The 24,208-nt window shown below is 69.7% G+C and carries 24 protein-coding genes and 2 tRNA genes; 16 read left to right on the top strand and 10 right to left on the bottom strand.

Annotated features, from left to right (window positions below; genetic code table 11):
• The first annotated feature begins 219 nt into the window (after positions 1–219).
• Complete coding sequence (locus AC1DMQ_RS17095; protein WP_477034751.1) at positions 220–984, top strand: OmpA family protein; 765 nt, start codon at positions 220–222, stop codon at positions 982–984.
• 71 nt (positions 985–1,055) lie between these two features.
• Here AC1DMQ_RS17095 and AC1DMQ_RS17090 read toward each other — a convergent pair whose 3' ends face one another.
• The gene (locus AC1DMQ_RS17090; RefSeq protein WP_477034750.1) at positions 1,056–1,670 is read right to left on the bottom strand and encodes a TetR/AcrR family transcriptional regulator; all 615 of its coding nucleotides are present in this window, start codon (positions 1,668–1,670) and stop codon (positions 1,056–1,058) included.
• 98 nt (positions 1,671–1,768) lie between these two features.
• On the opposite strand from AC1DMQ_RS17090, the gene AC1DMQ_RS17085 reads away from it, so the two are divergent.
• A complete protein-coding gene (locus AC1DMQ_RS17085; RefSeq protein WP_477034749.1) occupies positions 1,769–2,785 on the top strand; it encodes a saccharopine dehydrogenase family protein in 1,017 nt (338 codons plus the stop codon).
• Here the strand turns inward: AC1DMQ_RS17085 and AC1DMQ_RS17080 are convergent.
• From AC1DMQ_RS17080 to gph, 3 genes are all read right to left on the bottom strand, one after another.
• Positions 2,772–3,422 (bottom strand): hypothetical protein, encoded by a 651-nt coding sequence (locus tag AC1DMQ_RS17080; protein WP_477034748.1) that lies wholly within the window; start codon positions 3,420–3,422, stop codon positions 2,772–2,774. The two genes, AC1DMQ_RS17085 and AC1DMQ_RS17080, sit on opposite strands and share 14 nt — an antisense overlap.
• A gap of 288 nt (positions 3,423–3,710) precedes the next feature.
• Positions 3,711–3,785, bottom strand: a tRNA-Val gene (locus tag AC1DMQ_RS17075).
• Between the two features lie 45 nt (positions 3,786–3,830).
• A complete protein-coding gene (gene gph / locus AC1DMQ_RS17070) occupies positions 3,831–4,562 on the bottom strand; it encodes a phosphoglycolate phosphatase (RefSeq protein WP_477034747.1) in 732 nt (243 codons plus the stop codon).
• 69 nt (positions 4,563–4,631) lie between these two features.
• Between gph and glmU the strand changes: the two genes are divergently transcribed.
• From glmU to AC1DMQ_RS17035, 7 genes are all read left to right on the top strand, one after another.
• The gene (glmU, locus tag AC1DMQ_RS17065; protein WP_477034746.1) at positions 4,632–6,020 is read left to right on the top strand and encodes a bifunctional UDP-N-acetylglucosamine diphosphorylase/glucosamine-1-phosphate N-acetyltransferase GlmU; all 1,389 of its coding nucleotides are present in this window, start codon (positions 4,632–4,634) and stop codon (positions 6,018–6,020) included.
• Positions 6,017–6,697: a ribose-5-phosphate isomerase RpiA gene (gene rpiA, locus AC1DMQ_RS17060; RefSeq protein ID WP_477034745.1), complete on the top strand. Its 681-nt coding sequence runs from the start codon at positions 6,017–6,019 to the stop codon at positions 6,695–6,697. The genes glmU and rpiA overlap by 4 nt, the downstream gene beginning before the upstream one ends.
• Positions 6,698–6,765: 68 nt before the next feature.
• Positions 6,766–8,160, top strand: a complete 1,395-nt coding sequence (gene gor / locus AC1DMQ_RS17055; protein ID WP_477034744.1) for a glutathione-disulfide reductase — start codon at positions 6,766–6,768, stop codon at positions 8,158–8,160.
• Positions 8,157–9,437: an O-antigen ligase family protein gene (locus AC1DMQ_RS17050; protein ID WP_477034743.1), complete on the top strand. Its 1,281-nt coding sequence runs from the start codon at positions 8,157–8,159 to the stop codon at positions 9,435–9,437. The genes gor and AC1DMQ_RS17050 overlap by 4 nt, the downstream gene beginning before the upstream one ends.
• Positions 9,438–9,521: 84 nt before the next feature.
• Positions 9,522–10,901 carry a class II 3-deoxy-7-phosphoheptulonate synthase gene (locus AC1DMQ_RS17045; RefSeq protein ID WP_477034742.1) on the top strand — a complete coding sequence of 460 codons (1,380 nt, stop codon included), beginning with the start codon at positions 9,522–9,524 and terminating at the stop codon, positions 10,899–10,901.
• 73 nt (positions 10,902–10,974) lie between these two features.
• Positions 10,975–11,916, top strand: a complete 942-nt coding sequence (locus tag AC1DMQ_RS17040) for a retroviral-like aspartic protease family protein (protein ID WP_477034741.1) — start codon at positions 10,975–10,977, stop codon at positions 11,914–11,916.
• Between the two features lie 46 nt (positions 11,917–11,962).
• The gene (locus AC1DMQ_RS17035; protein WP_477034740.1) at positions 11,963–13,753 is read left to right on the top strand and encodes a long-chain-acyl-CoA synthetase; all 1,791 of its coding nucleotides are present in this window, start codon (positions 11,963–11,965) and stop codon (positions 13,751–13,753) included.
• 77 nt (positions 13,754–13,830) lie between these two features.
• Here the strand turns inward: AC1DMQ_RS17035 and AC1DMQ_RS17030 are convergent, their stop codons facing one another.
• Both AC1DMQ_RS17030 and AC1DMQ_RS17025 read right to left on the bottom strand, forming a co-directional pair.
• Positions 13,831–14,733, bottom strand: a complete 903-nt coding sequence (locus AC1DMQ_RS17030; protein ID WP_477034739.1) for a M23 family metallopeptidase — start codon at positions 14,731–14,733, stop codon at positions 13,831–13,833.
• A 4-nt stretch (positions 14,734–14,737) separates the two neighbouring features.
• Positions 14,738–15,421 (bottom strand): hypothetical protein, encoded by a 684-nt coding sequence (locus AC1DMQ_RS17025; protein WP_477034738.1) that lies wholly within the window; start codon positions 15,419–15,421, stop codon positions 14,738–14,740.
• Between the two features lie 212 nt (positions 15,422–15,633).
• On the opposite strand from AC1DMQ_RS17025, the gene panD reads away from it, so the two are divergent.
• Entirely contained in the window at positions 15,634–15,990 is a 357-nt protein-coding gene (gene panD / locus AC1DMQ_RS17020) for an aspartate 1-decarboxylase (RefSeq protein ID WP_056756452.1), read from the top strand.
• Between the two features lie 2 nt (positions 15,991–15,992).
• The gene (locus tag AC1DMQ_RS17015; RefSeq protein ID WP_477034737.1) at positions 15,993–16,463 is read left to right on the top strand and encodes a hypothetical protein; all 471 of its coding nucleotides are present in this window, start codon (positions 15,993–15,995) and stop codon (positions 16,461–16,463) included.
• Between the two features lie 154 nt (positions 16,464–16,617).
• Here the strand turns inward: AC1DMQ_RS17015 and AC1DMQ_RS17010 are convergent, their stop codons facing one another.
• On the bottom strand, positions 16,618–17,355 hold the full coding sequence (locus AC1DMQ_RS17010) for an SIMPL domain-containing protein (RefSeq protein ID WP_477034736.1): 738 nt from the start codon (positions 17,353–17,355) through the stop codon (positions 16,618–16,620).
• Positions 17,356–17,545: 190 nt separating this feature from the next.
• Here AC1DMQ_RS17010 and AC1DMQ_RS17005 point away from each other — a divergent pair.
• A tRNA-Ile gene (locus AC1DMQ_RS17005) sits at positions 17,546–17,621 on the top strand.
• Between the two features lie 106 nt (positions 17,622–17,727).
• Positions 17,728–18,378: a YidH family protein gene (locus AC1DMQ_RS17000; RefSeq protein WP_477034735.1), complete on the top strand. Its 651-nt coding sequence runs from the start codon at positions 17,728–17,730 to the stop codon at positions 18,376–18,378.
• A gap of 40 nt (positions 18,379–18,418) precedes the next feature.
• Here AC1DMQ_RS17000 and AC1DMQ_RS16995 read toward each other — a convergent pair whose 3' ends face one another.
• Positions 18,419–18,898 carry a hypothetical protein gene (locus tag AC1DMQ_RS16995; RefSeq protein ID WP_477034734.1) on the bottom strand — a complete coding sequence of 160 codons (480 nt, stop codon included), beginning with the start codon at positions 18,896–18,898 and terminating at the stop codon, positions 18,419–18,421.
• A gap of 42 nt (positions 18,899–18,940) precedes the next feature.
• Positions 18,941–19,813, bottom strand: coding sequence for a 3-keto-disaccharide hydrolase (locus tag AC1DMQ_RS16990; RefSeq protein WP_477034733.1), 873 nt, complete (start codon positions 19,811–19,813; stop codon positions 18,941–18,943).
• A gap of 130 nt (positions 19,814–19,943) precedes the next feature.
• Between AC1DMQ_RS16990 and AC1DMQ_RS16985 the strand changes: the two genes are divergently transcribed.
• From AC1DMQ_RS16985 to eutC, 3 genes are all read left to right on the top strand, one after another.
• Complete coding sequence (locus AC1DMQ_RS16985) at positions 19,944–20,840, top strand: alpha/beta fold hydrolase (RefSeq protein ID WP_477034732.1); 897 nt, start codon at positions 19,944–19,946, stop codon at positions 20,838–20,840.
• Positions 20,841–20,971: 131 nt separating this feature from the next.
• Complete coding sequence (locus AC1DMQ_RS16980; RefSeq protein ID WP_477034768.1) at positions 20,972–22,354, top strand: ethanolamine ammonia-lyase subunit EutB; 1,383 nt, start codon at positions 20,972–20,974, stop codon at positions 22,352–22,354.
• Entirely contained in the window at positions 22,351–23,157 is an 807-nt protein-coding gene (gene eutC / locus AC1DMQ_RS16975; RefSeq protein WP_477034731.1) for an ethanolamine ammonia-lyase subunit EutC, read from the top strand. The genes AC1DMQ_RS16980 and eutC overlap by 4 nt, the downstream gene beginning before the upstream one ends.
• On the opposite strand, the gene AC1DMQ_RS16970 is transcribed toward eutC, so the two are convergent.
• On the bottom strand, positions 23,108–24,091 hold the full coding sequence (locus AC1DMQ_RS16970; RefSeq protein WP_477034730.1) for an AEC family transporter: 984 nt from the start codon (positions 24,089–24,091) through the stop codon (positions 23,108–23,110). The genes eutC and AC1DMQ_RS16970 overlap by 50 nt on opposite strands.
• Positions 24,092–24,208: the final 117 nt, after the last annotated feature.

Raw genomic sequence — 24,208 nt, 5'->3', positions numbered from 1 at the left:
ATACGTCAAAATCGACCGGCAGGTCTGCTCCGCCTCGGGGGATGGCCTGCCCCGGGCTCAGGTGTCTAACGGATGTCGCGCGAGCTGTGCCGGGCGTACCACCACGGCGACCCTGCGTTGCGAGGGCGCCGCCGCATCGCGGGCCGGGCGCGCGGGCGATGGAGAACGCGCGACATGGATATCCGCAAAGCGATGGCAGCTATGCTCGGGGCGGTCCTGATGGCCGTCCCTGGACTCGGATTTGCCCAGGAGGCCCAAGTCTACAAGGGCATGATCGTTTCGCATGCCGACAACAGTCTCGTCGTCAGGATGGGCGCGGAAGAGCAGACCCTCGCCCTGACGCCGGACACCAAGATCACGGTCACCGCCGGCGCGGGGGTCCTGCAGCGCGAAAGCGGTTCGACCGAGGACCTGATCCGCGGCCTGGCCATCGAGTTCAGGGGGCTGCCGTCCGCCGATGGCCTGGTCGCCCAATCCATCACCTTCAAGAAGTCCGATCTGAAGACCGCCAAGCAGATCTCGGCCGGCCTGTCCCAGACCGAAGCCGGCGTCGCCTCCAACAAGCAGGCGATCGCCGAGCAGGAAGAGCGGCTGAACAATGTCGGCAACCTGGTGCCGGCCGGCCGGGCCAAGGTGTTCTTCGAGGTGGGCAGCGCCACGATCTCGGCCCAAGGCAAGCAGGACCTGCAGGACATCGCCGCGAAGGCCAAGGGCATCAAGAGCGGCTTCCGCCTGGCCGTGGTCGGTCGCGCCGACCCGACCGGCGACGCGGCCGCCAACAAGCGCCTGAGCGCCCGCCGCGCGGCGGCCGTGAAGTCCTACCTGATCGAGAGCTGCGCCATCGTGCCGCCCTACATCGTCCCGGCGACCGCCCTGGGTGAAGACTCCGTCGCCCAGGATCCCGATCCGCCCAAGACCGCGGCCGAAGCCCGTCGCGTCACCGTGACGATCCTGATCAGCAAGGCCAACGCGCCGGCGAACTGAGCCGACGATCGCGATCCCCGAGCCGTCACCGCTCCAACCCCTTGGGTCTGGACGGTGGCGGCGAAGGCGTGTCAGCGCGCGGCCTCGACCAGGGCCTGGGCCGCGCGTTGCAGCAGCCCCTTCGCCTCGGCCGTCGACAGGATCGGCGTGCTGACGAAGGCCCCGTTGATCAGAACCGCCAGCTGTCCGGCCAGCTCTTCCGAGCGGGCGACGCCCATCCGCTGGGCGATGTCGAGCAGCCGACGCCTCAGCTCAAGCTTGTGCGCGGTGGCGACCAGCCTGGCCGGATGCTCGGCCTGGGGAAATTCGGCGGCGACGTTCAATTGCGGACAGCCGCGATATTTGGGCCGCCCGACCCGCTCGCCAATCCAGTCCATATGAGCCTGCAGCTCGCCCGACGGATCGTCGGGGTGTCGCCGCGTGACCTCGTCCCAGGTGCGCCAGAAGTCCTTGTCCTCGCGTTCGAGAAAGGCGGCGATCAGGTCGTCCTTGGTGCGGAAGTGACGATAGAGGCTGGTCTTGGCGACGCCGGCCTCCGCGACTACCAGATCGACCCCGACCGCGCGCACGCCCTCCCGGTAGAACAGGCTCGAGGCCGTCTCGAGAATGCGCTCGCGGACCGCGTCGCCGGTCTTGGCGGCGGCCGGATTGTTGGTGGACGTCGAACGTCCGGAATCTTGCTGCATCACGACACCTCCAGCCCCTCCTAGCACGGCGCCGGTTGACACGCTACAGACCTGTTTGTAGCTATGCGGAACAGACAGGTCTGTAGCGAGGTTGCGCCATGACGAATTTCGAGACTTCCAGGCATCGGGTGGCCGTGTTCGGGGCCTCGGGCCACACCGGGCGGTTCGTGGTCGACGAGCTTCTGCGGCGGGGCCTGGCGCCCGTGGCGGTCGGACGGCGGGCCGAGGCGCTCCGGGCCGCCTTTCCCGGCGGCGACGTCGCGATCCGCACGGCCAGCGTCGACGACGCCGCCGCGCTTGACCGGGCGTTCGAGGGCGTGGCGGCGGTGATCAACTGCGCGGGGCCGTTCATGGACACCGCCGAGGCGGTGGCGTCGGCGGCGCTGCGGGCGGGCGCCCACTACATCGACGTCTCGGCCGAGCAGCCCAGCGCCCAGACGGTGTTCGACCGGTTCGACGGCCCGGCCCGCGCGGCCGGCCTGGTCGCCCTGCCGGCCATGGGCTTCTACGGCGGGTTGGCCGACCTTCTGGCCACGGCGGCCATGGGCGATTGGGCCGAGGCTGACGACATCCAGATCGGCATCGGGCTCGACCACTGGTGGCCGACCGAGGGCACGCGGATCACCGGGGCCCGCAACACCGCGCCACGCCAGGTGATCGTCGAGGGGCGGCTGGCGCCGCTGGCCAATCCACCGCCGCGCACGACCTGGACCTTCCCGGAACCGGTCGGATCCCAGGCCATGATCGCGGTGCCGTTCTCCGAGGTGGTCGTCGTCGCCCGGCACCTGAAGACCGCGCGACTGGACACCTATCTCAGCGAGACGGCGCTGAAGGACATCCGGGACGCGGCGACCCCGCCGCCGACCGCCGTCGACGAGCGCGGGCTGTCGGCCCAGAAGTTCGTCGTCGAGGCGATCGTGCGGCGCGGCGACCAGACGCGGCGCGCGACCGCCGCCGGCCGAGACATCTACGGGTTCACCGCGCCGCTGGTCTGCGAAGCCGTCGAGCGCCTGCTCGCCGACGGCGTTGCGAGCGGCGCCCTGGCGCCGGGCGAGGCCTTCGACGCCGCCGACTTCCTGGCGGCGCTGCCCTTCGACGCCTTTACGGTTGCTTGACGGTCACAGGGCGCTTGAGGACCAGGGGCGCACGGAGGACGGGCTTTTCCGGGCCGGTGTAGGGCAGGGAGGAGTGGTGCAGGATGATGCGCACCACGCCCTTGTCGTCCTTCTTGAAGGTCCAGGTCTTGTCGACCGTGGTGACCTTGCCGTCCTTGTCGGTCATCGAGACGTTGCCCATCGTGTTGGCGACGGCGCCGTTGATCTGGATCCCGACGTTGCGGACCGCCACCGAGCGCCAGCCCTTGAGCGCGAAGCCGTCGTCGTGGGGATAGGCGGGGTCGTGGCCGACGAAATAGGACAGGGCCCCTTCCTTGGTCAGGCGGAAGGTCTGGGGTTCCTGGGTCAGGGTCGGTTTGAACAGCACCGGCCCCATGTTGTAGCCGTAGGCCTTGTCGATCACCTCGCTGGCCAGCGGCTTGGCCTTTTCGATACCGCCGGTCTCATAGGCCTGCGAGATGGCCACCAGCGCGTCGCCCCAGGCCTTCTGCGCGGCGAGGACCTCCGGTTCGGTGATCTGGACGGCGGGCGGAGCCGGGGGCGGGGGCGCAGGCGCGGGCTTGCAGCCCGCCATGGCCGTGACGGCGGTCAGGGCGAAGAGCGAGGCGGTCAGGGACCGGCGGCTGGGAGGGATCATCTTGTCCTACCTCTGTTGCGGATCGACGGGCGAGCGCGAGGAGGGGATCGGGCGGAGATCGTCGCGATGAGGTTTGACAGTTCTGGCGTCATGCTCGGCCCCCCAAGCGTGACCTAGAGAACGACGGAAATCGACGCTTAACAAGACTAAAAGATGAGTGGAGCTGTTGCGCTACTCTTGAGTGCATTCGCCTCGTCGCTGGGCGCATCAGCGTCGAACGGCGACGAACGACGCCGACGGCGCGTGCGGTCCGCGGCTCGAAACAAGTTTCAGGATCATCGGGGGAAATGGTGGATGCTGCAGGGATTGAACCTGCGACCCCCTCGGTGTGAACGAGGTGCTCTCCCGCTGAGCTAAGCATCCGCCGTGTCGGTGAGGTTCAAGGACCTCGCCGCGAGAGGGACGGGCCTATAGCCCGGCGTTTCCGGGACCGCAAGAGGTCAAAAGCGTGATGCAGGCCGACGGGACGTCGGAGAAGGCATCTATCAACAGATCTCCGCCCAGGGTCTCGACCGGCGCCTCGGTGTAGCCGAACGTGACCAGCAGGGTCGGGACGCCGGCGGCCTTGGCGGCCAGGGCGTCGTTGATGCTGTCGCCGACCATCACGGCGCGGGCCGGATCGCCGCCGACCGCCGCGATCGTCGCCAGCACGTGGCGCGGGTCGGGCTTGGCGGCGGGGGCGCTGTCGGCGCCGACCACGGCGTCGAAATACTGGGTCAGGTCCAGGGCGTCGAGAAGGGCGACCGACAGGTGGGTCAGCTTGTTGGTGCAGACCGCCAGTTTCGCGCCCGCCGCCCGGAGCGCGACCAGGGTCTCGACCACGCCGGGAAAGGGCGCGCTCTCGTGGGCGATGCGGCCGAGGTAGAGGGCGATGAAGCGCTCGACCAGGGCCGGGGCCTGGTCCGCGTCGAGCGGCGCGCCGGCGGCCGCGAAGCCGCGCTCCAGCAGGGCCTTGGCCCCGCGCCCGACCATCTTGCGCACGTCGTCGAACGGCAGGGGCGGCAGGCCTTCCTCGGCGAGGATGATGTTCAGCGAGGCCACCAGGTCCGGGGCGGTGTCGACCAGGGTGCCGTCGAGGTCGAAGGCGATCGTCGCGCCGCGCAGAATGTCGGCCTTGGGAATGTCGTTCTGGGCATGCATGGCTCTGGCCTTTCGGCTAAACGCGCGGCTAATGCAACTTTGGTCCGTGCTTCGGGAGTCGCTTCGTCCATGACCAATTCGGTTTCTTCGCCGGCCCGCCCGCGCGCCGCCGTCATCCTGGCCGCCGGCCAGGGCACGCGGATGAAGTCGCCGACGCCCAAGGTGCTGCACAGGATCGGCGGCCGGACCTTGCTGGACCACGCGATCGACACCGCCGAGGCCCTGAACTGCGAGCGCATCGTCGTGGTGGTCGGCGCCCACAGCCCGCAGGTCGGCGAGCATGCCAGGAAGCGCCTGGGCGAGGGCGCGACCGTGCTGCAGGATCCGCCCCAGGGCACCGGCCACGCCGTGCTGGCCGCCCGCGACGTCCTGGCCGACTTCGACGGCGACGTGGTGGTGACCTTCGCCGACTGCCCGCTGTTGAGCGCCCCGACGATCGAGCCGCTGTTCGACCTGCGGGCCGGTTCTTCGCGGGGGGGGGGCGCGGACGTGGCGGTGCTGGGCTTCGAGGCTGCCAATCCCGGCGCCTATGGCCGACTGATCCTTGCCCCCGGCCACGTGCTGCTGCGGATCGTCGAGGCCAAGGACGCCGACGCCGCCGTCAAGCAGGTCAAGCACTGCAATTCCGGCGTCCTGGCCGCCGACCGCGCCCTGCTGTTCGACTTGCTGGCCAATGTCGGCAACGACAACGCCAACCAGGAATACTACCTGACCGACGTGGTCGGCCTGGCGCATGACCGCGAACTGTCGACCCGCGCCGCCTTCGCGCCGGAAGCCTCCGTGCAGGGCGTCAATTCCCAGGCTGAGCTGGCCGCGGCCGAGGCGGTCTGGCAGGCCGCCCGCCGGTCCGCCTTCCTGGTCGAGGGCGTGACCATGCCGGCCCCGGACACCGTGCACCTGAGCTGGGACACCAAACTGGCCGCCGGCGTCACGGTCGAGCAGTTCGTGGTCTTCGGGACCGGCGTCAGCGTCGCCACGGGCGCGGTGATCAAGGCGTTCAGCCACCTGGAAGGCGCGGCGGTCGGCGAGGGGGCCCTGATCGGTCCCTATGCCCGTCTCCGGCCGGGCGCGGACATCGGTCCGGACGCCCACATCGGCAACTTCGTCGAGGTCAAGAAGGTCAAGGTCGGGGCGGGGGCAAAGGCCAACCATCTGTCGTACCTGGGCGACGGCTCGATTGGCCCAAAAGCCAATATCGGGGCCGGCACGATCTTCTGTAACTACGACGGCTTCGACAAGTTCGAGACCCACGTCGGCGCGAACGCCTTCATCGGCTCCAACACCGCCCTGGTGGCCCCGGTGCGGGTCGGGGAAGGGGCGATGACCGGCTCGGGCTCGGTGATCACCAAGGACGTCGAGGACGGGGCCCTGGCCCTGAGCCGCGCGCCGCAGAGCGACAAGCCGGGCTGGGCGGCCAAGTTCCGCGCCCTCAAGCTGGCCAAGAAGGGGAAGAAATGAGCGCCGACGATCAGAAGCGAATTTCGGGCGAGGCCGCTGCCGAACTCGTCGAGGCCGGCATGGTCGTGGGCCTGGGCACGGGCTCGACGGCGGCCTGGTTCGTGAAAGCCTTGGCCGCGCGCAAGCTGGACATCCGCGGCGTGCCGACCTCGGAAGCCACCGCCAACCTGGCCCGCGAGCTGGGCATCCCGCTGGCGGCGCTGGACGACGTCAAGTCGATCGACCTGACCGTGGACGGCGCCGACGAGGTCGGTCCGGGCTTGTCGCTGATCAAGGGCGGCGGCGCGGCCCTGCTGCGCGAGAAGCTGGTCTGGGAGGCCTCCAAGCGCTGCGTGGTCATCGCCGACGCCGCCAAGAAGGTCGATCACCTGGGCAAGTTCCCGCTGCCGATCGAGGTCGTGCGCTTCGGCCATGTCCATACCGGCCATCGGCTGGCCGACATCGCCGCCGAGTTCGAGCTGTTGCCGCCGCGCCTGCGCATGGCCGACCGGGGCATCGTGGTCACCGACGGCGGCAACGTGATCTACGATCTGCCGTCCGGCGTGATCGCCGAACCGGCCGCCCTGGCGGCGGCCTTGAAGACCGTGACCGGCGTCGTCGATCACGGCCTGTTCCTCGACCTGGCGGACGAAGCCCTGATCGGAACCGACCAAGGGGTGGTCAAGCTGGTCCCCTAGACCCATATCCGCCCTCTTCCGGGCTCACGGCTGAGCCCGACCCGACTATGTGATCCCGGAGCGCCGCGATGGCTGAGTACGACTTCGACCTCTTCGTCATCGGCGCCGGCTCGGGCGGCGTGCGTGCCGCGCGCCTGGCCGCCATGAGCGGCGCCAAGGTGGCCGTGGCCGAGGAATACCGGGTGGGCGGCACCTGCGTGATCCGCGGCTGCGTGCCCAAGAAGTTCATGGTCTACGCCAGCGAGGTCACCAGCCAGCTGAAGACGGCCAAGGGCTACGGCTGGACGATCGGCGAGGCCAGCTTCGACTGGAAGGGCTTCCTGCACGACAAGGACGTCGAGATCGCCCGCCTGTCGGGTATCTACGTCACCAACCTGCAGAAGGCGGGCGCGCACCTGCTGCACGGCCGGGCCCAGATCGTCGACAAGCACACCGTCGAGGTTCTGCCCAAGGAGGGGTCGAAAGACGCGGGCCGCTACACCGCCCGCAAGATCCTGATCGCCACCGGCGGCCGGCCCTGGAAGCCGGACTTCCCGGGCGCGGAGCTGGGCATCACCTCTGACCAGGCCTTCCACCTGCCGACCCTGCCCAAGCGGGTGATGGTGGTCGGCGGCGGCTATATCGCCGTCGAGTTCGCCAGCATCTTCAACGGCCTGGGCGTGCAGACCACGCTGCTCTATCGCGGCGCCAACATCCTGCGCGGCTTCGACGACGACGTGCGCATGCACCTGGCCGAGGAACTGGAGAAGCGCGGGATCAAGGTGGTGCTGGGCTGCTCGCACGAGAGCCTGGAGAAGACCGAGACCGGCCTGCTCAGCAAGCTCAACAACGAGCTGACCTTCGAGACCGACGCGGTGATGTTCGCCACCGGGCGGGACCCCTATGTCGAGGGGCTGGGCCTGGACAAGGTGGGCGTGAAGCTCAACGACCGCGGCGCGATCGTGGTCGACGAGCAATCCAGGACGACCGCCGAGAACATCTGGGCGGTGGGCGACGTCACCGACCGCATCAACCTGACGCCGGTGGCGATCCGCGAGGGCGCGGCCTTCGCCCAGACCGAGTTCTACGACAATCCGACCAGCTTCGATCACGACATGGTCGCCTCGGCGGTGTTCTCCCAGCCGCCGATCGGCGCGGTCGGCATGACCGAGGCCGAGGCGCGTCACAAATTCGGCAAGGTCGACATCTATCGCGCCGTGTTCCGGCCGATGAAGAGCGTCTTCTACGGCGGTCAGGACCGCTGCCTGATGAAGCTGGTGGTCAAGCAGGACGACGAGAAGGTGGTCGGGGTGCACGTCGTCGGGCCGGATTCGCCGGAGATCATCCAGATGGCCGCGATCGCCGTGAAGATGGGCGTGACCAAATCCCAGTGGGACTCCACCTGCGCGGTCCACCCGACCCTGGCCGAGGAGCTGGTCACCATGCGCGAGAAGTACAAGCCCTCGGAAATGGGGACCGTATGACCGCGACGTCGCCGATCGAGTCGACCGTTCGAGGGGACGCGTCCGCCGACGCCCCGGCGCGCCGCGCGCCCTGGCTGACCGGGGTCGCGATCTTCGTCACGGTGATGACGCCGTTGCTGGCCTATCTGGCGCCCCTGGGCTTCGCGCCGCTGCTGGCCCTGACCGGCCTGCTGGCCCTGCCGGGCCTGAAGCTGACCCGCGCCGCCGCGCCGCCGCTCCTGATCCTGGTGGCCCTGGCCCTGTGGGCGGCGGTCGGCATGACCTGGAGCCCGGTGGCGATCGACGCGTCGAAGCTCAAGGACTACGGCGACATCGAGACCCTGACCGCCCTGAAGCTGTTCCTGCAGTTGGCCACCTACGGCGCGGCCGTCGTGGCCCTGCGCGGACTGCCGGAGGCCGGCGCGCGGCGCGGGGCGGTGGTGCTGGCCTACGGCATGGTGGCCCTGGCCGTGATCGCCGCGCTGGACTCGTTGAGCGGCGCCGCGGTCTACCAGCGACTGCACGCGCTGACCGGCGAGGCGATCCGCCCGGACCTGGCGATGGTCAAGGTCTCGCTGTCGACCTACGTGCTGGCGCTGCTGTTCTGGCCGGCGGCGCTGATCCTGGCGCGGCTTTCGCGTTTCCCCCTGATCTGGCTGCTGGCGGCGGGCATGATCCTGACCTCCTTGGTCTGTAGCTCGGACGCCTGTCTGGTCGCCCTGGCGGCGGGCGGGGTGATCTGGTTGCTGGTCCACCGCTTCGGACAGACGGCGGCCAAGGTGCTGGTCGGTCTGGTGGCCACACCGTTCGTGGTGGCGCCCCTGGCCGTCCTGATCGGAGTCCAGACGGGCTTCGTCGCGTGGCTGCACAAGCTGGTTCCGGCCTCGTGGGATTCCCGGCTGAACATCTGGACGTTCGCCGCCGACCATGTTCAGAGCCATCCCTTCCGAGGCTGGGGTCTGGACGCCAGCCGCAGCTTCGGCCCGGCCATCCCGCTGCACACCCACAACGCGGAACTCCAGCTGTGGCTGGAGCTGGGCGCGATCGGCGCGGCCCTGGCGGGCGTGTTCTTCTGCTGGCTGGCCTATGGGGTGGTGCGGCTCAGCGAACGATCGCGGGCCGAGGCCGCCATGGCCGCCGCCGCCCTCGTCAGCTATCTGGTGATCGGCGGCCTGAGCTTCGGGGTCTGGCAGGAATGGTGGCTGGCCCTGGGCGCCTTGACCCTGATCGCCTGCGGCCTGGCCCGTTCGCTGGCCCCGCAATGGACCAGCTTGGACGAACTTACCCCGTTGGGCTGATTTTCCCCCTTTCGTCGCAATGATTTTGCCTTTCCATAGCGGTTAGGATAAAAGCCGCTCCCTTTTGAGAAGTTCGAGACCGTCATGACCAGCCGTTGGACCCCGTCGTCGTGGAGAGCCATGCCTGCGAAACACGTCCCGACCGACTACCCGGATGCGGGTGCGGTCGACCGTGTGGAGCAGACTCTTCGTCAGATGCCGCCGCTGGTTTTTGCGGGCGAGGCGCGCCGGCTGAAGTCGGCCCTGGGCGAAGTGGCCGAGGGCCGCGCCTTCCTGTTGCAGGGCGGCGACTGCGCCGAAAGCTTCAAGGAATTCCACGCGGACAACATCCGCGACACCTTCCGCCTGATCCTGCAGATGGCGGTGGTGCTGACCTTCGCCGGCGGCAAGCCGGTGGTGAAGGTGGGCCGCATCGCGGGCCAGTTCGCCAAGCCGCGCTCCGAACCGATCGAGACGATCGACGGCGTGACCCTGCCGTCCTATCGGGGCGACAACATCAACGGCATGGAGTTCACGCCCGAGGATCGGATTCCCGACCCGGACCGCCTGCTGCGCGCCTACGGCCAGTCGGCCGCGACGCTGAACCTGCTGCGCGCCTTCGCCAGCGGCGGTTACGCCGACCTCTACAACATCCACCGCTGGACGCTGGGCTTCGTGGGCGACAGCCCGCAGGGCGCGCGATACCGCGAGCTGTCGGAAAAGATCAGCGAAGCCCTGACCTTCATGTCGGCGGTCGGCGTCACGCCGGAAACCCAGCCCGACCTGCGCCGGGTCGAGTTCTTCACCAGCCACGAGGCCCTGCTGCTGGGCTTCGAGGAAGCCATGACCCGCGTCGATAGCACCTCGGGCGACTGGTACGACACCAGCGCCCACCTGCTGTGGATCGGCGAGCGCACCCGTCAGCTGGACGGCGCCCACATCGAATTCATGCGGGGCGTGAAGAACCCGATCGGCCTGAAGTGCGGTCCGACCATGGAAGGCGACGACCTGCTGCGGCTGATCGACGTGCTGAACCCGCAGAACGAACCGGGCCGCCTGACCCTGTACGGTCGCTTCGGCTCGGACAAGATCGCCGACCGCCTGCCGCGTCTGATGAAGGCGACCAAGGCCGCCGGCCGTTCGGTGGTCTGGGCCACCGACCCGATGCACGGCAACACGCTGAAGGCCTCGACCGGCTACAAGACCCGGCCGTTCGACCGCATCCTCTCGGAGGTGAAGTCGTTCGTCGAGATCGCCAACGCCGAGGGCGTCCACCCCGGCGGCGTGCACCTGGAGATGACCGGCCAGAACGTCACCGAGTGCCTGGGCGGCGCGCGGGCGGTGTCGGAAGGCGATCTCGCCGACCGCTACCACACCCACTGCGATCCGCGCCTGAACGGCGAGCAGGCCCTGGAGCTGGCGTTCCTGGTGGCCGAGAAGCTGAAGTCGGCGCGCGACGACCAGCGTCGCCTCGCGACGGGATAACGTCGGTCTTCGAAGTTCTGGCTAAGGTGTCGAGCAGGGTATAGCCTCCTTCCTCTGGAAGGAGGCTGTTTCCGTGGACAGTCCCGAGTTCTCGCGACGACGGCTGGCGGCGATGCTCGCCATGGCCGGTCTAGCGCCCGCGCTTCCGGCCGCCGCTCTCGATCTGCCGGACCCGCCCGTCGATCCCACCAAGATCCAGGGCTTCACCCGACGCCTGACCGTCCAGGCCAAGATCAACGGGCAAGGGCCGTATCCCTTCCTGGTCGACACCGGCGCCAACGCCTCGGTGATCTCCAGCGAGCTGGCCGCCGTGCTGGACCTGCCGATCAGCGGCTCGGTCAGCCTGCACGGCATCGCCGGCGTCGAGACGGTGGGAACGGTCAAGGTCCAGACGATCGCCGTCGGCCGCCGGGTGCGGCGCGGCCTCACCCTGTCGGTCCTGCCCGGACGATTCGTTCAAGCTCCCGGCGTCCTGGGCCTGGACTGGCTGGGCGGGCAGGGGCTGATCCTCGACTTCGCCCGCGACCAGATGCGGGTGGGGTCGGTCCCGCCGAACACCGACGAATATACCGTGAGCGTGCCGGTGAAGGCGCGCCGCAGCGGCCTGCACCTGATCGACGCGGCCGTGGGGGGCGCCCCGGTGCTGGCCTTCATCGACACTGGCTCGACCACCACCGTCGGGAACATGGCCCTGATGCGCCAGGCGATGCGCAGCCGGAACGTGACCAGCGACTGGGCCGACATCCAGCTGGTCAGCCTGACCGGCCAGACCCTGGAAGGCCGGTTGGCCGCGCTCAAGAGCCTCAGCCTGGGCAGGATCATCATCCGCGACGTGCCGGTGGTGTTCGGCCCGGTCCATACCTTCGAGTATTGGGACCTGGTTCATCGACCGGCGATCCTGATCGGGATCGACATCCTCAACGCCTTCGAATCGGTGGCGCTGGATTTCACCCGCGGCCAAGTGCATTTCCGATTGTCGTCCACTTCGGCAAATCGAGCCGCCGGCACGTCTTGACCGGTCGCTCGTCGCTCTCCAATGGTTGTTTGAACGGAGTGCGTCGATGAGTTTGCCGGCCAGGTTGAAGCGCGAGTTGAAGTTCCTGAAGGGACTCTCGCGAACCCTTAAGCGCGTGAAATCCATCGCGCCGGACAGCACCAACCTGATCTGCGACGATCTGGAGGCGGCGGTCGACAAGTGGCGCGACAGCCAGGCCATCGTCTTCGAAGGCCGGTCGGTGACCTATGCCGAGCTGGACGGTATCGCCAACCGCTACGCCCATTGGGCCAAGGGGCAGGGCATCACCCGCGGTCAGACCGTGGCGCTGTTCATGCCCAACCGCCTGGAATACCTGGCGATCTGGTACGGTCTGTCGAAGGTCGGCGTGGCCACCGCCCTGATCAACAACCAGCTGACCGGCCCGGCTCTGGCCCACTGCCTGAACATCTCCCAGGCCCTGCACTGCATCGTCGATCCCGAGACCTCTCCCTGTTTCGAGCAGGTGAAGAGCACGCTGGGCCGCCACGTCCAGCAGTGGGTGCTGGGCCCGGCTCAGGGCGACCAGCGCGACCTGGCCAACGCGCTGAAGAGCTGCAGCCAGTTGCGCCCCGACCGCCTGACGGCCCGCAACGGCCTGACCGCCAAGGACACCGCGCTCTACATCTTCACCAGCGGCACGACGGGCATGCCCAAGGCCGCGCGCATCACCCACATGCGCGCCCAGCTCTACATGCGCGGCTTCGCCGGCTCGACCGACGCGCGGGCCACCGACCGCATCTACGTGACCCTGCCGCTCTACCACGCCACCGGCGGCCTCTGCGCCATGGGCGCGGCCCTGCTGAACGGCGGGGCGGTGGTGCTGCGCAAGAAGTTCTCGGTCACCGCCTTCTGGGACGACGTGGTCGCCGAGAACTGCACGATGTTCGTCTATATCGGCGAGCTGTGCCGCTACCTGGCCAACCACCCCGAAACGCCCAGCGAGCACGCCCACAAGATCCGGCTGATCTTCGGCAACGGCCTGCGTCCCGACGTCTGGGACCAGATGCTGGACCGCTTCAAGGTCGGCGGCGTGCTGGAGTTCTACGGCGCGACCGAGGGCAACGTCTCGCTGTTCAACTTCGACGGCCGACGCGGGGCCATCGGCCGCGTCCCGGGCTATCTGAAGAAGAAGTTCAACATCCGCATCGTCAAGTTCGACGTCGAGACCGAGACCCCCGTGCGCGGCCCCAACGGCTGCTGCATCGAGGCCGCCCCCGGCGAGATCGGCGAATGCATCGGCCACATCGCCGGCGACGCCCGCTCCAACTTCACCGGCTACGCCGACAAGGCCGCCACCGAGAAGAAGATCCTGCACGACGTCTTCGAGAAGGGCGACGCCTGGTTCCGCACCGGCGACCTGATGCGGTCCGACGGCGACGGCTACCTCTACTTCGTCGACCGGATCGGCGACACCTTCCGCTGGAAGGGCGAGAACGTCGCCACCAGCGAGGTGTCCGAGCGCCTGTCGGCGGTGCCCGGCGTCAAGGAGGTCAACGTCTACGGCGTGACCATCGGCGACCTGGACGGCAAGGCGGGCATGGCCTCGCTGGTCGTCGGGCCCGAGTTCGAGATCGGCGGCCTGGCCGAATATGTCGACCGCGAGCTGCCGGCCTACGCCCGCCCGATCTTCGTGCGCCTGCAGCCCGAGATCGAGACCACCGGCACCTTCAAGTACCGCAAGATCGACCTGGTCCAGGAAGGCTTCGATCCGGCCAAGATCAAGGACCCGCTGTATTTCCGCGATCCGAGCAAGGGCTACATCAAGCTGACCAAGGCGGTCCACGCCAAGATCCTGGCGAGCGGCTACAAGCTGTAGGGCGTCGGCGGCTCACGCACTTCCCCCAAACAGTCGGCGAAGCGACCCGTAGGGGCAAGTGGTCACCCAAGATCGCCCTAGCCGCAGGTCCCCCCGTTCAGCTTGCGCTGATAGGCCTCGGCCAGGCTCATATAGGGCGGCAGGAAGGTGTGCAGCACCACCGGCTTGCCGTCGGTGGTCGTGCCCGCCACGCCGGCCCGCAGCTCGAAGTGCAGGTGGATGGTGGTGGGCGTGCCGCCGAAGTCGTTGGCCACCTTGCCCACCTTCTGGCCGGCCGTGACCGTGTCGCCTTCCTTCACCGCCAGGGCCGCCATCTGCATATGCAGGTAGCGATAGGTGCGGTGCGGCGCGGCCGAGCCCACCAGGGTGACGGTGTAGCTGCCGATGTCGGTGATCACGCCCTTCTCGGCGGCCACCGCCCAGTACTGGTTCTTCTTGCAGGTGGCCGGGCGGATGTCCTGGCCCTGGTGGCCCGTGCCGCCGCCGGCGCACAGCGGATTGTCGCGCGAGCGGGCCTCGCAGAAGTTGTCGCGCCAGGGGAGGGTGTAGTTGGCGCTGTCGCACTGGCTGGTGCCGGCCGGACCCATGCCGCCGCCGTGGCCGTAGACCTGGGAATTGGCGAAGGCGTCGTCCTGCAGCGGCCAGCACATGGCCGGCGACCACACCGTGCGGTCCAGATAGCCGTGGCCCTGGCCGTTCGGCATCACGCCGGGCGGGTTGTGGTTGAAGCTGGCCGGCGAGGGGGCGGGCGGGGTCGCGGGCTCGACCGGCGGGCCGGGCGCGGGCGGGACCGGCTCGCTGGACGGCTGTTCGGCCCCACCATCGGACGGCTGGTCGTCGGGCGTCGGCGGACCGGGCTCGGGCGACGCGGGCGTCTTGACCTCGCCGCCCGGCGCGGGGGCGGCGGGCTTGGTCGTGTCGTCGCAGCTTCCCAGGGCCAGGGCCAGGACCAGCGGCGAGAGGATCAGCAGCTTGCGCATCGGCTCAGCCCCCCAGGCCGGCGGCGGCGCGGGCGGCGGCGCCCATCACCACGGTGGTGGTCTTGGCGGCCAGGCCGCGGGCGTAGTTGTCGTCGGCGCAGCGCGGGTCGGTCGGCGCGTCGCAGCGCACCTCGACCGTGTAGAGCACGCCGTAGCGCACGAAACTGATCAACTGGCCGTCCACCGTGCGCTGCGAGGTCGCGCCTTCCGGCCCCATCGGGGTGATCTTCAGCGGCGAACCGGCGGGCAGGGGGACCACGGCGGTCGTGCCGCTGAGCGAAATCCCCGCGCCCGGCGCATCGGCGGTGATCGTGTAGTAGTCGCCGAACGAATAGATCCGCGCTCCGGCCGTCAGGTCGCCGTCGGCGGGCAGCAGGATCGGAACGCGCGTCATGTCGACGGCGGCCTGGTTGAGGTTGGGCGCGGGATTGCCGCCGCCGCTCTGGCGCAACCCGCCGACCGCCGCCTTCCAGTCGACCTGGCCGCCGCCACGGGGCGGTACGCGGTTCAGCACCGCGACGCCGGGCCGGCGGGTCGGTGTCGTCGTCGTGGCCGGAGCCGCCGTCGGGGCCGCCGCGCCGGGGACCTGGGCCCCCGTCGCCGGGTCGATCCGAGTCTGGGACACCGCCGCCCCCAAGGCGCCCGTGGCCAGGATCCCGCCCAGCACAAAGCCTGTCAGAAGTCGCATGAGAGCCCCCTCGCATCACGCTGTTATCCAGACCATAGGGCGCCCAAGCGTCGCTGTTAACCATTGTTCGGCGAAGGCGGTTTGCCGCCCAAGGTCGCGGGGCGATTGAATGGAAGGCGCTTCCTGTCTATATGGCCGTGACTGATCACGGGTCATGTGTGTGGCGGCCCGGTAAATCCCAATGTGTTTCAAGCGGATAGGGTGATATCGCCATGCTGTTGACGATGATGAAGGCCAAGCTTCACCGGGCCACCGTCACCCAGGCCGACCTCGACTATGAAGGTTCGATCGCGATCGACACCGACCTGCTCGAAGCCGCGAACATCCTGCCCAACGAGCAGGTCGACGTGCTGAACATCACCACCGGCGCCCGTTTCACCACCTACGCCATCGCCGCGCCGCGCGGCTCCAAGGTGATCGGCGTCAACGGCGCTGCCGCCCGCCTGGTGCAGAAGAACGACACGGTGATCGTCGTCACCTACTGCCAGATGCCGGCGGAAGAGGCGCGAAATTACGCCCCGACCGTGGTGCTGCTGGAAGACGGCAACCGCATCAAGAAGGCCGCCTGAGCGTGCGGGCCGCGCCCAAGGCGTTTGGCGTTTTGGTCGCGGCGGGCCTGACGCTCGCCGCTTGCTCGCCCAAGCTGCCCAAGGGCGTCGACGAGCAGCAGCTGTCGAACGCCGTCGGCCGCGCCATCGGCGGGCCCAACACCTGCGTGCTGCTGGCGAACAAGGCCGGCAAGGTGGTCTGGACCGGCGGCGGCTACATCACCTGCTCGCGCAACCTCCCCACCTGCGATGGGGCCACGACCACGGCCCAGACCGTGCTCGAGGGCGCGGTCGGCAAGCCGTCCCGCTTCGTCAGCTGTCCCTCGGGCCCTGGCGTCAACACCGTCGGCTGGGCCATGGGCCCCGTGCCGGTCGGCGCTGGCAAGCCGGACCTGGGCCTGTCCTACGTCGCGGTGATGGAGGGCGAACGCGCCCTGCCGGGCCGCGAGGTGCAGGAGCGGGTGGAAGAGGCCTTCGCCAAGGCGGGGCTGTAGCTCACCCAATTGCCCCCACCTGACCGCTTCGCGGTCTGTCCGCCCCCATAGGGGGGCGGAGGACGCGCGCGGCAGGCCTCTTCCCCCCCTCTGGGGGAAGACGACCGCGAAGCGGTCCGTAGGGGGCAAGTGATCGCCCCCTAGGTCCTAGGGCCTACTTCGCCAGTTCGTACGTCGCCGAGACGTCGATCCGCACCTTCAGCTCGCCGGCCGAGACCGGGCTGCTGTCGGCCATTTCGCGCTTGGCCATGGCGTACATCGGCATCGGGGGCGGCGAGGGGGTGTAGCCGCCGCCTTCGCCCAGGCTGACCAGGCGGACGATCTTGTAGCCGGTGGCCCGGGCGTAGAGGTCCGCCTTGGCCTGCAGGGCCTTGACCGCATCCAGCCGCGCCGCGTCCTCGGCCGCCTGCGGATTTTGCAGGCCGAAGCTGATGCCGCCCACATTGGTGGCCCCGGCGCCGACCGTGGCGTCGACGGTCTGGCCCAGCTTGGTCAGGTCGCGCACCTGGATCGTCACCTGGTTGCTGGCCTGGTAGCCGTTCAGCTTGGGCGGCTCGTTCTGCACGTAAACGTACTGCGGATTGACGTTGAGGCTCGAGGTCTGGATGTCGCGGTCGGCGATCCCGGCCTTCTTCAGGGCCGCGACGACCTTGTTCATCTGGGCGGCGTTGGCGCTCAGGGCGCCGGCGGCGGTCGCGCCGTCGGTCTGGACGCCCAGGGTGATGGTCGCCAGGTCGGGGGTTACCTTGCTCTCGCCGGAGGCCGACAGGTTCAGCGTCGTGGCGCGGAAGGCCGCGTCGGCGGTGTCGGCGTAGGCGGGCAGGGCGGCCGCGGAGGCCAGCAGGGCGGCGGTCAGCGCGAAGGCGGCCGTGCGGGAAATCAGGGCGGTCATAGTCGTCGTTCTCCAAGCGGCTGGGGGCAGGCGCCGCGACCTTGGTGGTCCAGTCCGCCGGTTCCGACAAGCGTAACCGGCGGTGGACGGCTCCTGTGTGACAGGCCCAACCTGAACCGGACCTTTAAGCCGCGTGCAGCCCATGCTAATCGACCCGTCCTCCCGAAGGGGTAGCGCCGCGCGCAAACGGGGGCCTGTAGCTCAATGGTTAGAGCCGACCGCTCATAACGGTCTGGTTGGGGGTTCGAGTCCCTCCGGGCCTACCATCCTCTCTGCGGATATCCCGGGATGCAAACTGGGGGATACCCCGATGGACCGGGGCGGGCGGGACCGCACATTCTCGCGGCGATCGCCAACCGCCGGGAAGCCGCCATGTCCAGCCAGCCGCAGCCGAAGGCCACCCCCAAACGCCCCGCGCGGATCGAGCTGCCGCCCGTACCGCCGCTGCCGCAGGTGAGCGACAAGCCCGACATCGCCTCCGTGCAGTACTCCACGCACCGCACCAAGCTCTCGACGTTCCGGACCTCCCTGTCGGAGCACCGGACCGACCTGTCGGAATACCGCACCGACCTGTCGACCTACCGGACCGACCTCTCCACCCACCGCACCGAGATGTCGATGCGGCGCACGGGCATGTCGTTCCAGCGCACGCGGATGAGCGACGACCGCACGCTGATGTCGGTGATCCGCACCTCGCTGTCGCTGATCGGCTTCGGCTTCACGATCTATCAGACGTTCCAGAAGCTGCATGACGCCGGCACGATCGCCAACCCGAACGCGCCACGGAATTTCGGCATCATCCTGGTGCTGCTGGGGATCGTCATGCTGATCGTCGGCATGGTGCACCACGTGCAGTTCATGATGGAACTGAAGCGCACCCGGCAGGACATGAAGCGTCAGGGCCTGGTCCACGCCGACAGCCGGTTCCCTGTCTCGATCACCTTCATGGTCTCGCTCGGCCTGCTGCTGCTGGGCTTCGCGGCGATCGCCAACATGGTCTTCAAGGTGGCGGTGTTCGGGTGACCGCGTCGGAACGGTCCGCGGACTAGGACGGGCCGTTCGGCTAGGCCCCGAAATCCTCGTTCGTCAGGCCCGAGGTGAAGCGCAGCAAGGCGCGAAGTTCGGCTGGACGGAAGGTGCGTCGCGGCGCGCCGCATTCGTCGGCCGCCGCGTCGAAGGCGCGCTGGAGACGGGTCACGGCGGTCTTGGCGGCCAGATCGCGGCGCTCCAGCGAGGTGGCGGGCGAGGGCGTCAGGGGAGGGGCCTTCCGGCACCACGCGCCGTGGACGTAGACGTGCATGTGGTCATAGGTGCGCCATGCGTTGATCCCGTTGGCGCCCTGCTCGATCCAGATCCGGCATTCCTCATGATCCAGTCCCGACAGCGTGCCGTTCCGCGCGCACCAGACCGAGAACGGGCCGACTTGGCGGGTGTTCTCCGCCCTCGCGCCGCGATACGCCTTCTCCTCCGCCCGGATCGCGGAGGCGGCGAGCAGGCCTGTCAGCAGGACGGCGGCGGCGAGGCGGTGCGACGGGCGGAGCATGTCGCGAGCTTGCCACGGTCAGGCTCGCGGTCAAGTTGAGGCTTATGGGGCGAGGATCTTCGGCAGGGCCGTGATCGGCTCGACCACGATATCGCGGAAGAAGGTCTCGGCGCCTTCCGACTGCAACTGGATCGCGCCGTGGGTCAGCGGGGCGCCGTCGGCCTTGAGGTCGCGGACCTCCATCACCGGCACGCCGTTGACCACGTGGATCGCGCGGTCGCCCAGCACGTAGAGGTCCAGGGTGTTCCATTCGCCGGCCGGCTTCTCGGCGTCGCTGTAGGCCTCGACGTTCCAGTTGGCCGTGCCGCCCTTGACCGTCTGGACGCGGCCGCCGGGCGCGAACCGCAGCTTGGGGGCGATCAGGGCGGGGTCGTTGATGGCCGTGGTCGTGGCGCTGATCGCCTCGCCGACCGGCACGACCATGCCCATCGAGCCGGTCATGATCTCGAACTCCACCGCCTGGCTCCAGGTGCCCCAGACGACGCCCGGCGCGCCGTGCGAGTGGTAGAGCAGGCCGTTGTTGGGCGCCTGGGTCTCGCGGGGCGCCCAGCGGCCCTTGCCCCACTTGTACTGGAGCCGCAGGTGGTAGTCGCGGAAGTCGCCCTTGTGGACCAGGCTGCCCCAGGTCTTGCCGTTGACGTAGATCGCCGGGCGGCCGTCCTCGATCACCGCCTTGAAGATTCCGGCGGCCAGGGGCGTGGCGCCCAGTGGCGCGACGGCCGGGCGCTTGTAGGTCAGGGCCGGGTCGGCATAGCCCAGCCAGGGAGCCCAATCCTGGAGGTCCTTGCCGTTGAACAGCGAGATGGCGGGCCCAGCGGCCTTCGGAACCTCGGTCAGGGCCAGGGGCGCGGCCGGAGCGGCGAGGGCGGGCGCGGCGACGGCGAGCGCCAGGGTGAAGGCCAGGGTCTTGAGCATGCGTCCTCCCGCGCCCGTTCCGGGCCGCAAGGCAGGGTAGCTGACAGCGTTGTCTACGCAAGTCTCGCACCGAGGGCTTGGCGCGGATCAAACAACCGTTAGACTTCACCGCTCAGCGAGAGGAAGCGCCATGCCCAAGGTCGCCGCGAACGGCATCGAGATCGAGTACGAGGTCCATGGACCGGACGGCGGCGAGCCGCTGCTGCTGATCATGGGCCTGGGCCAGCAACTGACCCGCTGGCCGGCCTCGCTGATCGAGCGGCTAGTCGGCGAAGGCTTCCGGGTCGTGCGTTTCGACAATCGCGACATAGGCCTGTCGACCGGGTTCGACGCCGCCGCGACCCCCGACCTGCCGACGGTGTTCGGCGCCCTGGTCGAGGGCCGCGACCCCGGCGCGCCCTACCTGCTGGCCGACATGGCCGACGACGCGGCCGGGCTGCTGGACGCTCTGGGCATCGCCCGCGCCCACGTGGCCGGGGTGTCGATGGGCGGGATGATCGGCCAGATGCTGGCCGCCCGGCATCCTGACAAGGTGTTGTCCCTGACCTCGGTGATGTCGACCACCGGTAATCCGGCCCTGCCGCCGGCCACGCCGGAGGCCCAGGCGGTGCTGTTCGCCCGTCCGGCGGCCACCGATCTGGAAAGCCTGGTCGAGCACGCCCTGAAGGCCCAGATCGCCATCCAGAGCCCGGCCTGGCCGGTCAATCCGGAGACCGAGCGGCCGCTGCTGCGGGCCGGCATCCAGCGCGCCTACCGCCCGATGGGCGTGCTGCGCCAGATGATCGCCGTGATCGCCTCGGGCGACCGCCGCGCGGCCCTGAAGACCATCACCGCTCCGACCGTGGTCCTGCACGGCGCCGCCGACCCGCTGGTGCCGGTCGAGGGCGGCAAGGACACCGCCGCGACCATCCCCGGCGCCGAGCTGCGGATCGTCGAGGGCATGGGCCACGACCTGCCCGAGGGGGTGCGCGGGGCGTTCGTCGACGCCGTGAAGGCCGCGGCGGCGCGGGCGCGACAGCCGGCCTAGGTGACGCGGTTGGGGACAGGCCCATGGGCCTGTCCCCGTCAGTGCACGCGGTAGCGGCAGGGTCGCCCTGAAAGCCCGCCCACGGCGCCGCCCGCTTCCCCGCGCTTCCAATCGGCGCCACCTTGGCCGTCATGGCCTATCGCGCGACCCTGGGCGGAACCACCTGGAGCTTCGAGAGCCTGGCCGACCTGATGGCCAAGGCCTCGCCGCCGCGTTCGGGCGACGCCCTGGCCGGGATCGCCGCGTCCAGCGCCCAGCACAACGTCGCCGCCAAGACCGCCTTGGCCGACGTGCCGCTGAAGACCTTCCTGAACGAGGCGCTGGTCCCGTACGAGGCCGACGAGGTCACCCGCCTGATCCTCGACGGCCATGACGCGGCGGCCTTCGCGCCGGTGGCGTCGCTGACCGTCGGCGAGTTCCGGGACTGGCTGCTTTCGGAACTGGCCACGCCCGCCGCCCTGGCGCGCCTGGCGCCCGGCCTGACGCCGGAGATGGCGGCGGCGGTCAGCAAGCTGATGCGCAACCAGGACCTGATCCTGGCGGCCTCCAAGTGCAAGGTCACGACCCGCTTCCGCAACACCATCGGCCTGCCCGGCACCATGGCCGTGCGGCTGCAGCCCAACCATCCGACCGACGACCCGGCCGGGATCACCGCCTCGATCCTGGACGGCCTGCTCTACGGCTGCGGCGACGCGGTGATCGGCGTCAACCCGGCCAGCGACAGCCTGAACGTCCTGGGCGACCTGACCCGGCTGATGGACGACCTGATCCGGCGGTTCGAGATCCCCACCCAATCCTGCGTGCTCACCCACGTGACCACGGCGATCCAGCTGATCGAGCGCGGCGCGCCGGTCGACCTGGTGTTCCAGTCGATCGCGGGCACGGAGGCCGCCAACGCCAGCTTCGGCGTGACCCTGGACCTGCTGCGCGAAGGCCTGGACGCCGGTCGCTCCCTGAACCGGGGCACGGTCGGCGACAACGTCATGTATTTCGAGACTGGCCAGGGCTCGGCCCTGTCGGCCGGGGCGCACCACGGGGTGGACCAGCAGACGCTTGAGGCCCGCGCTTATGGCGTCGCCCGGGCGTTCGAGCCGCTGCTGGTCAACAGCGTGGTCGGTTTCATCGGCCCCGAATACCTCTACGACGGCAAGCAGATCATCCGGGCGGGGCTGGAGGACCACTTCTGCGGCAAGCTGCTGGGCGCGCCGCTGGGGGTGGACGTCTGCTACACCAACCACGCCGAGGCCGACCAGGACGACATGGACAGCCTGCTGACCCTGCTGGCCACGGCCGGGGTGACGTTCGTCATGGGCGTGCCAGGGGCCGACGACGTGATGCTGAACTACCAGTCGACCTCGTTCCACGACGCCCTCTATGTGCGCGAACTGCTGGGCCTGAAGCGGGCGCCGGAGTTCGAGGCCTGGCTGGAGCGGTCGCGGATCGTCGGGGCCGACGGCCGCCTGGCTCCGCGCGCCGCCGGCCATCCGCTGCTGACCGCCGGCGCCGCAGGATGAGCACGCCCGTCACCCCCGATCCCTGGACCGCCCTTCGCCGCCACACGCCGGCCCGCATCGCCCTGGGACGGACGGGAGCCAGCCTGCCGACTTCCGAGGTGCTGGGCTTCGCCCTGGCCCACGCCCAGGCCCGCGACGCCGTCCATGCGCCGTTCGAGGCCGAGGCGACGGCGGCGGCGATCGAGGTCCTGGGCCTTGAGACGGTGATTGTCGACAGCGCCGCCCCGGACCGGGCGTCCTACCTGCGCCGGCCGGACCTGGGACGGACCCTGTCGGAGACCGGCCGCGCCGCCCTGGTGGCCCGCACGCGCGGCGCCTGCGATCTCGCGATCGTGGTCGCCGACGGTCTGTCGAGCACCGCCGTCCACGCCCACGCCGCGTCCCTGGTCGAGGCCCTGCTGCCGGCGGTGGAGGAGGCCGGCTGGCGGCTGGCGCCGGTGGTCGTCGCTCGCCAGGCCCGCGTGGCGCTGGGCGACATGGTGGGCGAGCTGCTGGGCGCGCGGCTGGTCATCCTGCTGGTCGGCGAGCGGCCGGGCCTGTCGTCGCCCGACAGTCTGGGGGCCTACATCACCTTCGCTCCCAAGGGCGGGCGCAGCGACGCCGAGCGCAATTGCGTGTCGAACATCCGAGGCGAAGGGCTGAGCTACGAAGCGGCGGCGGCCAAGCTGGCCTGGCACGCCCGCGAGGCCCTGCGACTAGGCCTGACCGGGGTGGGATTGAAGGACGAGAGCGACACTGCCGCCCTCCAGGCGGTCACGCCCCCGCGTAGCGTTCCAGCAGGATCGCGATCGCCGACAGGCTGACGCAGGAAACGGCGGTGGTCAGGGCCACGATCCGCGCCCCGCCGCGCTCGAACACGCTGTAGGCCTTGGTCTGGATGAAGACGTTGACGGCGGTCGGGGTGGCGGCCAGCAGGGTCGCGCCCAGGCGGAAGGCCAGGGGCGCGTCGACGATCCCGGTGGCGAACCAGGCCAGGGTCGGCATCAGCAGCAGCTTGCCGACGGCGGCGATGATGATCGGGCCCCAGCGCGGGATGGGCGAGGGCTCTTCGTCGGTCGGCTCGCACGGAACGCCGGCGGCCGGCAGTCCGGTCAGGCCCAGCGCTATGCCCAGGGCGACCAGGGCCACGGGGCTGCCCGAGGCGGCCGCCGCGCCCACCGCGCGATCCAGCACGCCGGGCAGGGCGAGGCCGGCCAGGGCCATGGCCGAGCCGGTGATGGCCGCCAGCACGATCGGGTTGCGCAGGGCCTGCATCAGCGAGCGCCAGGTCGAGCGCCCGCCGGCCCAGCCCAGCAGGCCGACGCCGATGGCGGCGACGACCACGAAGTCGACGGCCACGACTCCGGCCGAAACCCGCGCGGCCTCGGGACCCAGCACGGCGATGGCGATGGGAAGACCCAGGAAGGCGCTGTTGCCCAGGCTGGCCGACAGGGCGCCGCCGGCCCGCTCTTCGCGCGTCCAACGCAGGACGATGCCGATCGCCACCATCAGCGCCACCACCGCCAGGGCGCAGGCGCCGTAGGCCAGCAGGCCCAGGGTCAGGGCCCGGTCAGGGACGCCGACCCGCGACAGCGAGTGCACCAGCAGGGCCGGAAAGCCGATCCAGTAGACATAGGTCGACAGGCCCGCCGACATCCGGGCGTCGAACAACCGCAACCGGGCCAGGGTCACGCCCGCCGCGACCAGCAGGAAGAAAGGCAGGACCCGCTGCGGCACGTCGAGCAGCAGGTCGATCACGGGATCACCGAGGTAGGGCGCAAGCGTTGCGGTCTCCGCCCGAAGGGGCCGGCCGTCGATAGCACCGGTCGCGGTCGGCGGTCAAAGTTCGGCCGTTTTTCGGACAGGGCGGATGGA

The organism is Caulobacter sp. 05L422, assembly GCF_056397765.1.
The sequence above is the reverse complement of the archived record's forward strand: the minus strand, read 5'-3'. Positions and strand labels throughout refer to the sequence as shown.

What these genes read in the sequence shown, in the direction of transcription:
- AC1DMQ_RS17095 (WP_477034751.1), top strand. Translation starts at nt 220, where the DNA reads ATGGCCGTCCCTGGACTCGGATTTGCCCAGGAGGCCCAAGTCTACAAG.
- AC1DMQ_RS17090 (WP_477034750.1), bottom strand. Translation starts at nt 1,670, where the DNA reads ATGCAGCAAGATTCCGGACGTTCGACGTCCACCAACAATCCGGCCGCC.
- AC1DMQ_RS17085 (WP_477034749.1), top strand. Translation starts at nt 1,769, where the DNA reads ATGACGAATTTCGAGACTTCCAGGCATCGGGTGGCCGTGTTCGGGGCC.
- AC1DMQ_RS17080 (WP_477034748.1), bottom strand. Translation starts at nt 3,422, where the DNA reads ATGATCCCTCCCAGCCGCCGGTCCCTGACCGCCTCGCTCTTCGCCCTG.
- gph (WP_477034747.1), bottom strand. Translation starts at nt 4,562, where the DNA reads ATGCATGCCCAGAACGACATTCCCAAGGCCGACATTCTGCGCGGCGCG.
- glmU (WP_477034746.1), top strand. Translation starts at nt 4,632, where the DNA reads ATGACCAATTCGGTTTCTTCGCCGGCCCGCCCGCGCGCCGCCGTCATC.
- rpiA (WP_477034745.1), top strand. Translation starts at nt 6,017, where the DNA reads ATGAGCGCCGACGATCAGAAGCGAATTTCGGGCGAGGCCGCTGCCGAA.
- gor (WP_477034744.1), top strand. Translation starts at nt 6,766, where the DNA reads ATGGCTGAGTACGACTTCGACCTCTTCGTCATCGGCGCCGGCTCGGGC.
- AC1DMQ_RS17050 (WP_477034743.1), top strand. Translation starts at nt 8,157, where the DNA reads ATGACCGCGACGTCGCCGATCGAGTCGACCGTTCGAGGGGACGCGTCC.
- AC1DMQ_RS17045 (WP_477034742.1), top strand. Translation starts at nt 9,522, where the DNA reads ATGACCAGCCGTTGGACCCCGTCGTCGTGGAGAGCCATGCCTGCGAAA.
- AC1DMQ_RS17035 (WP_477034740.1), top strand. Translation starts at nt 11,963, where the DNA reads ATGAGTTTGCCGGCCAGGTTGAAGCGCGAGTTGAAGTTCCTGAAGGGA.
- AC1DMQ_RS17030 (WP_477034739.1), bottom strand. Translation starts at nt 14,733, where the DNA reads ATGCGCAAGCTGCTGATCCTCTCGCCGCTGGTCCTGGCCCTGGCCCTG.
- AC1DMQ_RS17025 (WP_477034738.1), bottom strand. Translation starts at nt 15,421, where the DNA reads ATGCGACTTCTGACAGGCTTTGTGCTGGGCGGGATCCTGGCCACGGGC.
- panD (WP_056756452.1), top strand. Translation starts at nt 15,634, where the DNA reads ATGCTGTTGACGATGATGAAGGCCAAGCTTCACCGGGCCACCGTCACC.
- AC1DMQ_RS17010 (WP_477034736.1), bottom strand. Translation starts at nt 17,355, where the DNA reads ATGACCGCCCTGATTTCCCGCACGGCCGCCTTCGCGCTGACCGCCGCC.
- AC1DMQ_RS17000 (WP_477034735.1), top strand. Translation starts at nt 17,728, where the DNA reads ATGTCCAGCCAGCCGCAGCCGAAGGCCACCCCCAAACGCCCCGCGCGG.
- AC1DMQ_RS16995 (WP_477034734.1), bottom strand. Translation starts at nt 18,898, where the DNA reads ATGCTCCGCCCGTCGCACCGCCTCGCCGCCGCCGTCCTGCTGACAGGC.
- AC1DMQ_RS16990 (WP_477034733.1), bottom strand. Translation starts at nt 19,813, where the DNA reads ATGCTCAAGACCCTGGCCTTCACCCTGGCGCTCGCCGTCGCCGCGCCC.
- AC1DMQ_RS16985 (WP_477034732.1), top strand. Translation starts at nt 19,944, where the DNA reads ATGCCCAAGGTCGCCGCGAACGGCATCGAGATCGAGTACGAGGTCCAT.
- AC1DMQ_RS16980 (WP_477034768.1), top strand. Translation starts at nt 20,972, where the DNA reads ATGGCCTATCGCGCGACCCTGGGCGGAACCACCTGGAGCTTCGAGAGC.
- eutC (WP_477034731.1), top strand. Translation starts at nt 22,351, where the DNA reads ATGAGCACGCCCGTCACCCCCGATCCCTGGACCGCCCTTCGCCGCCAC.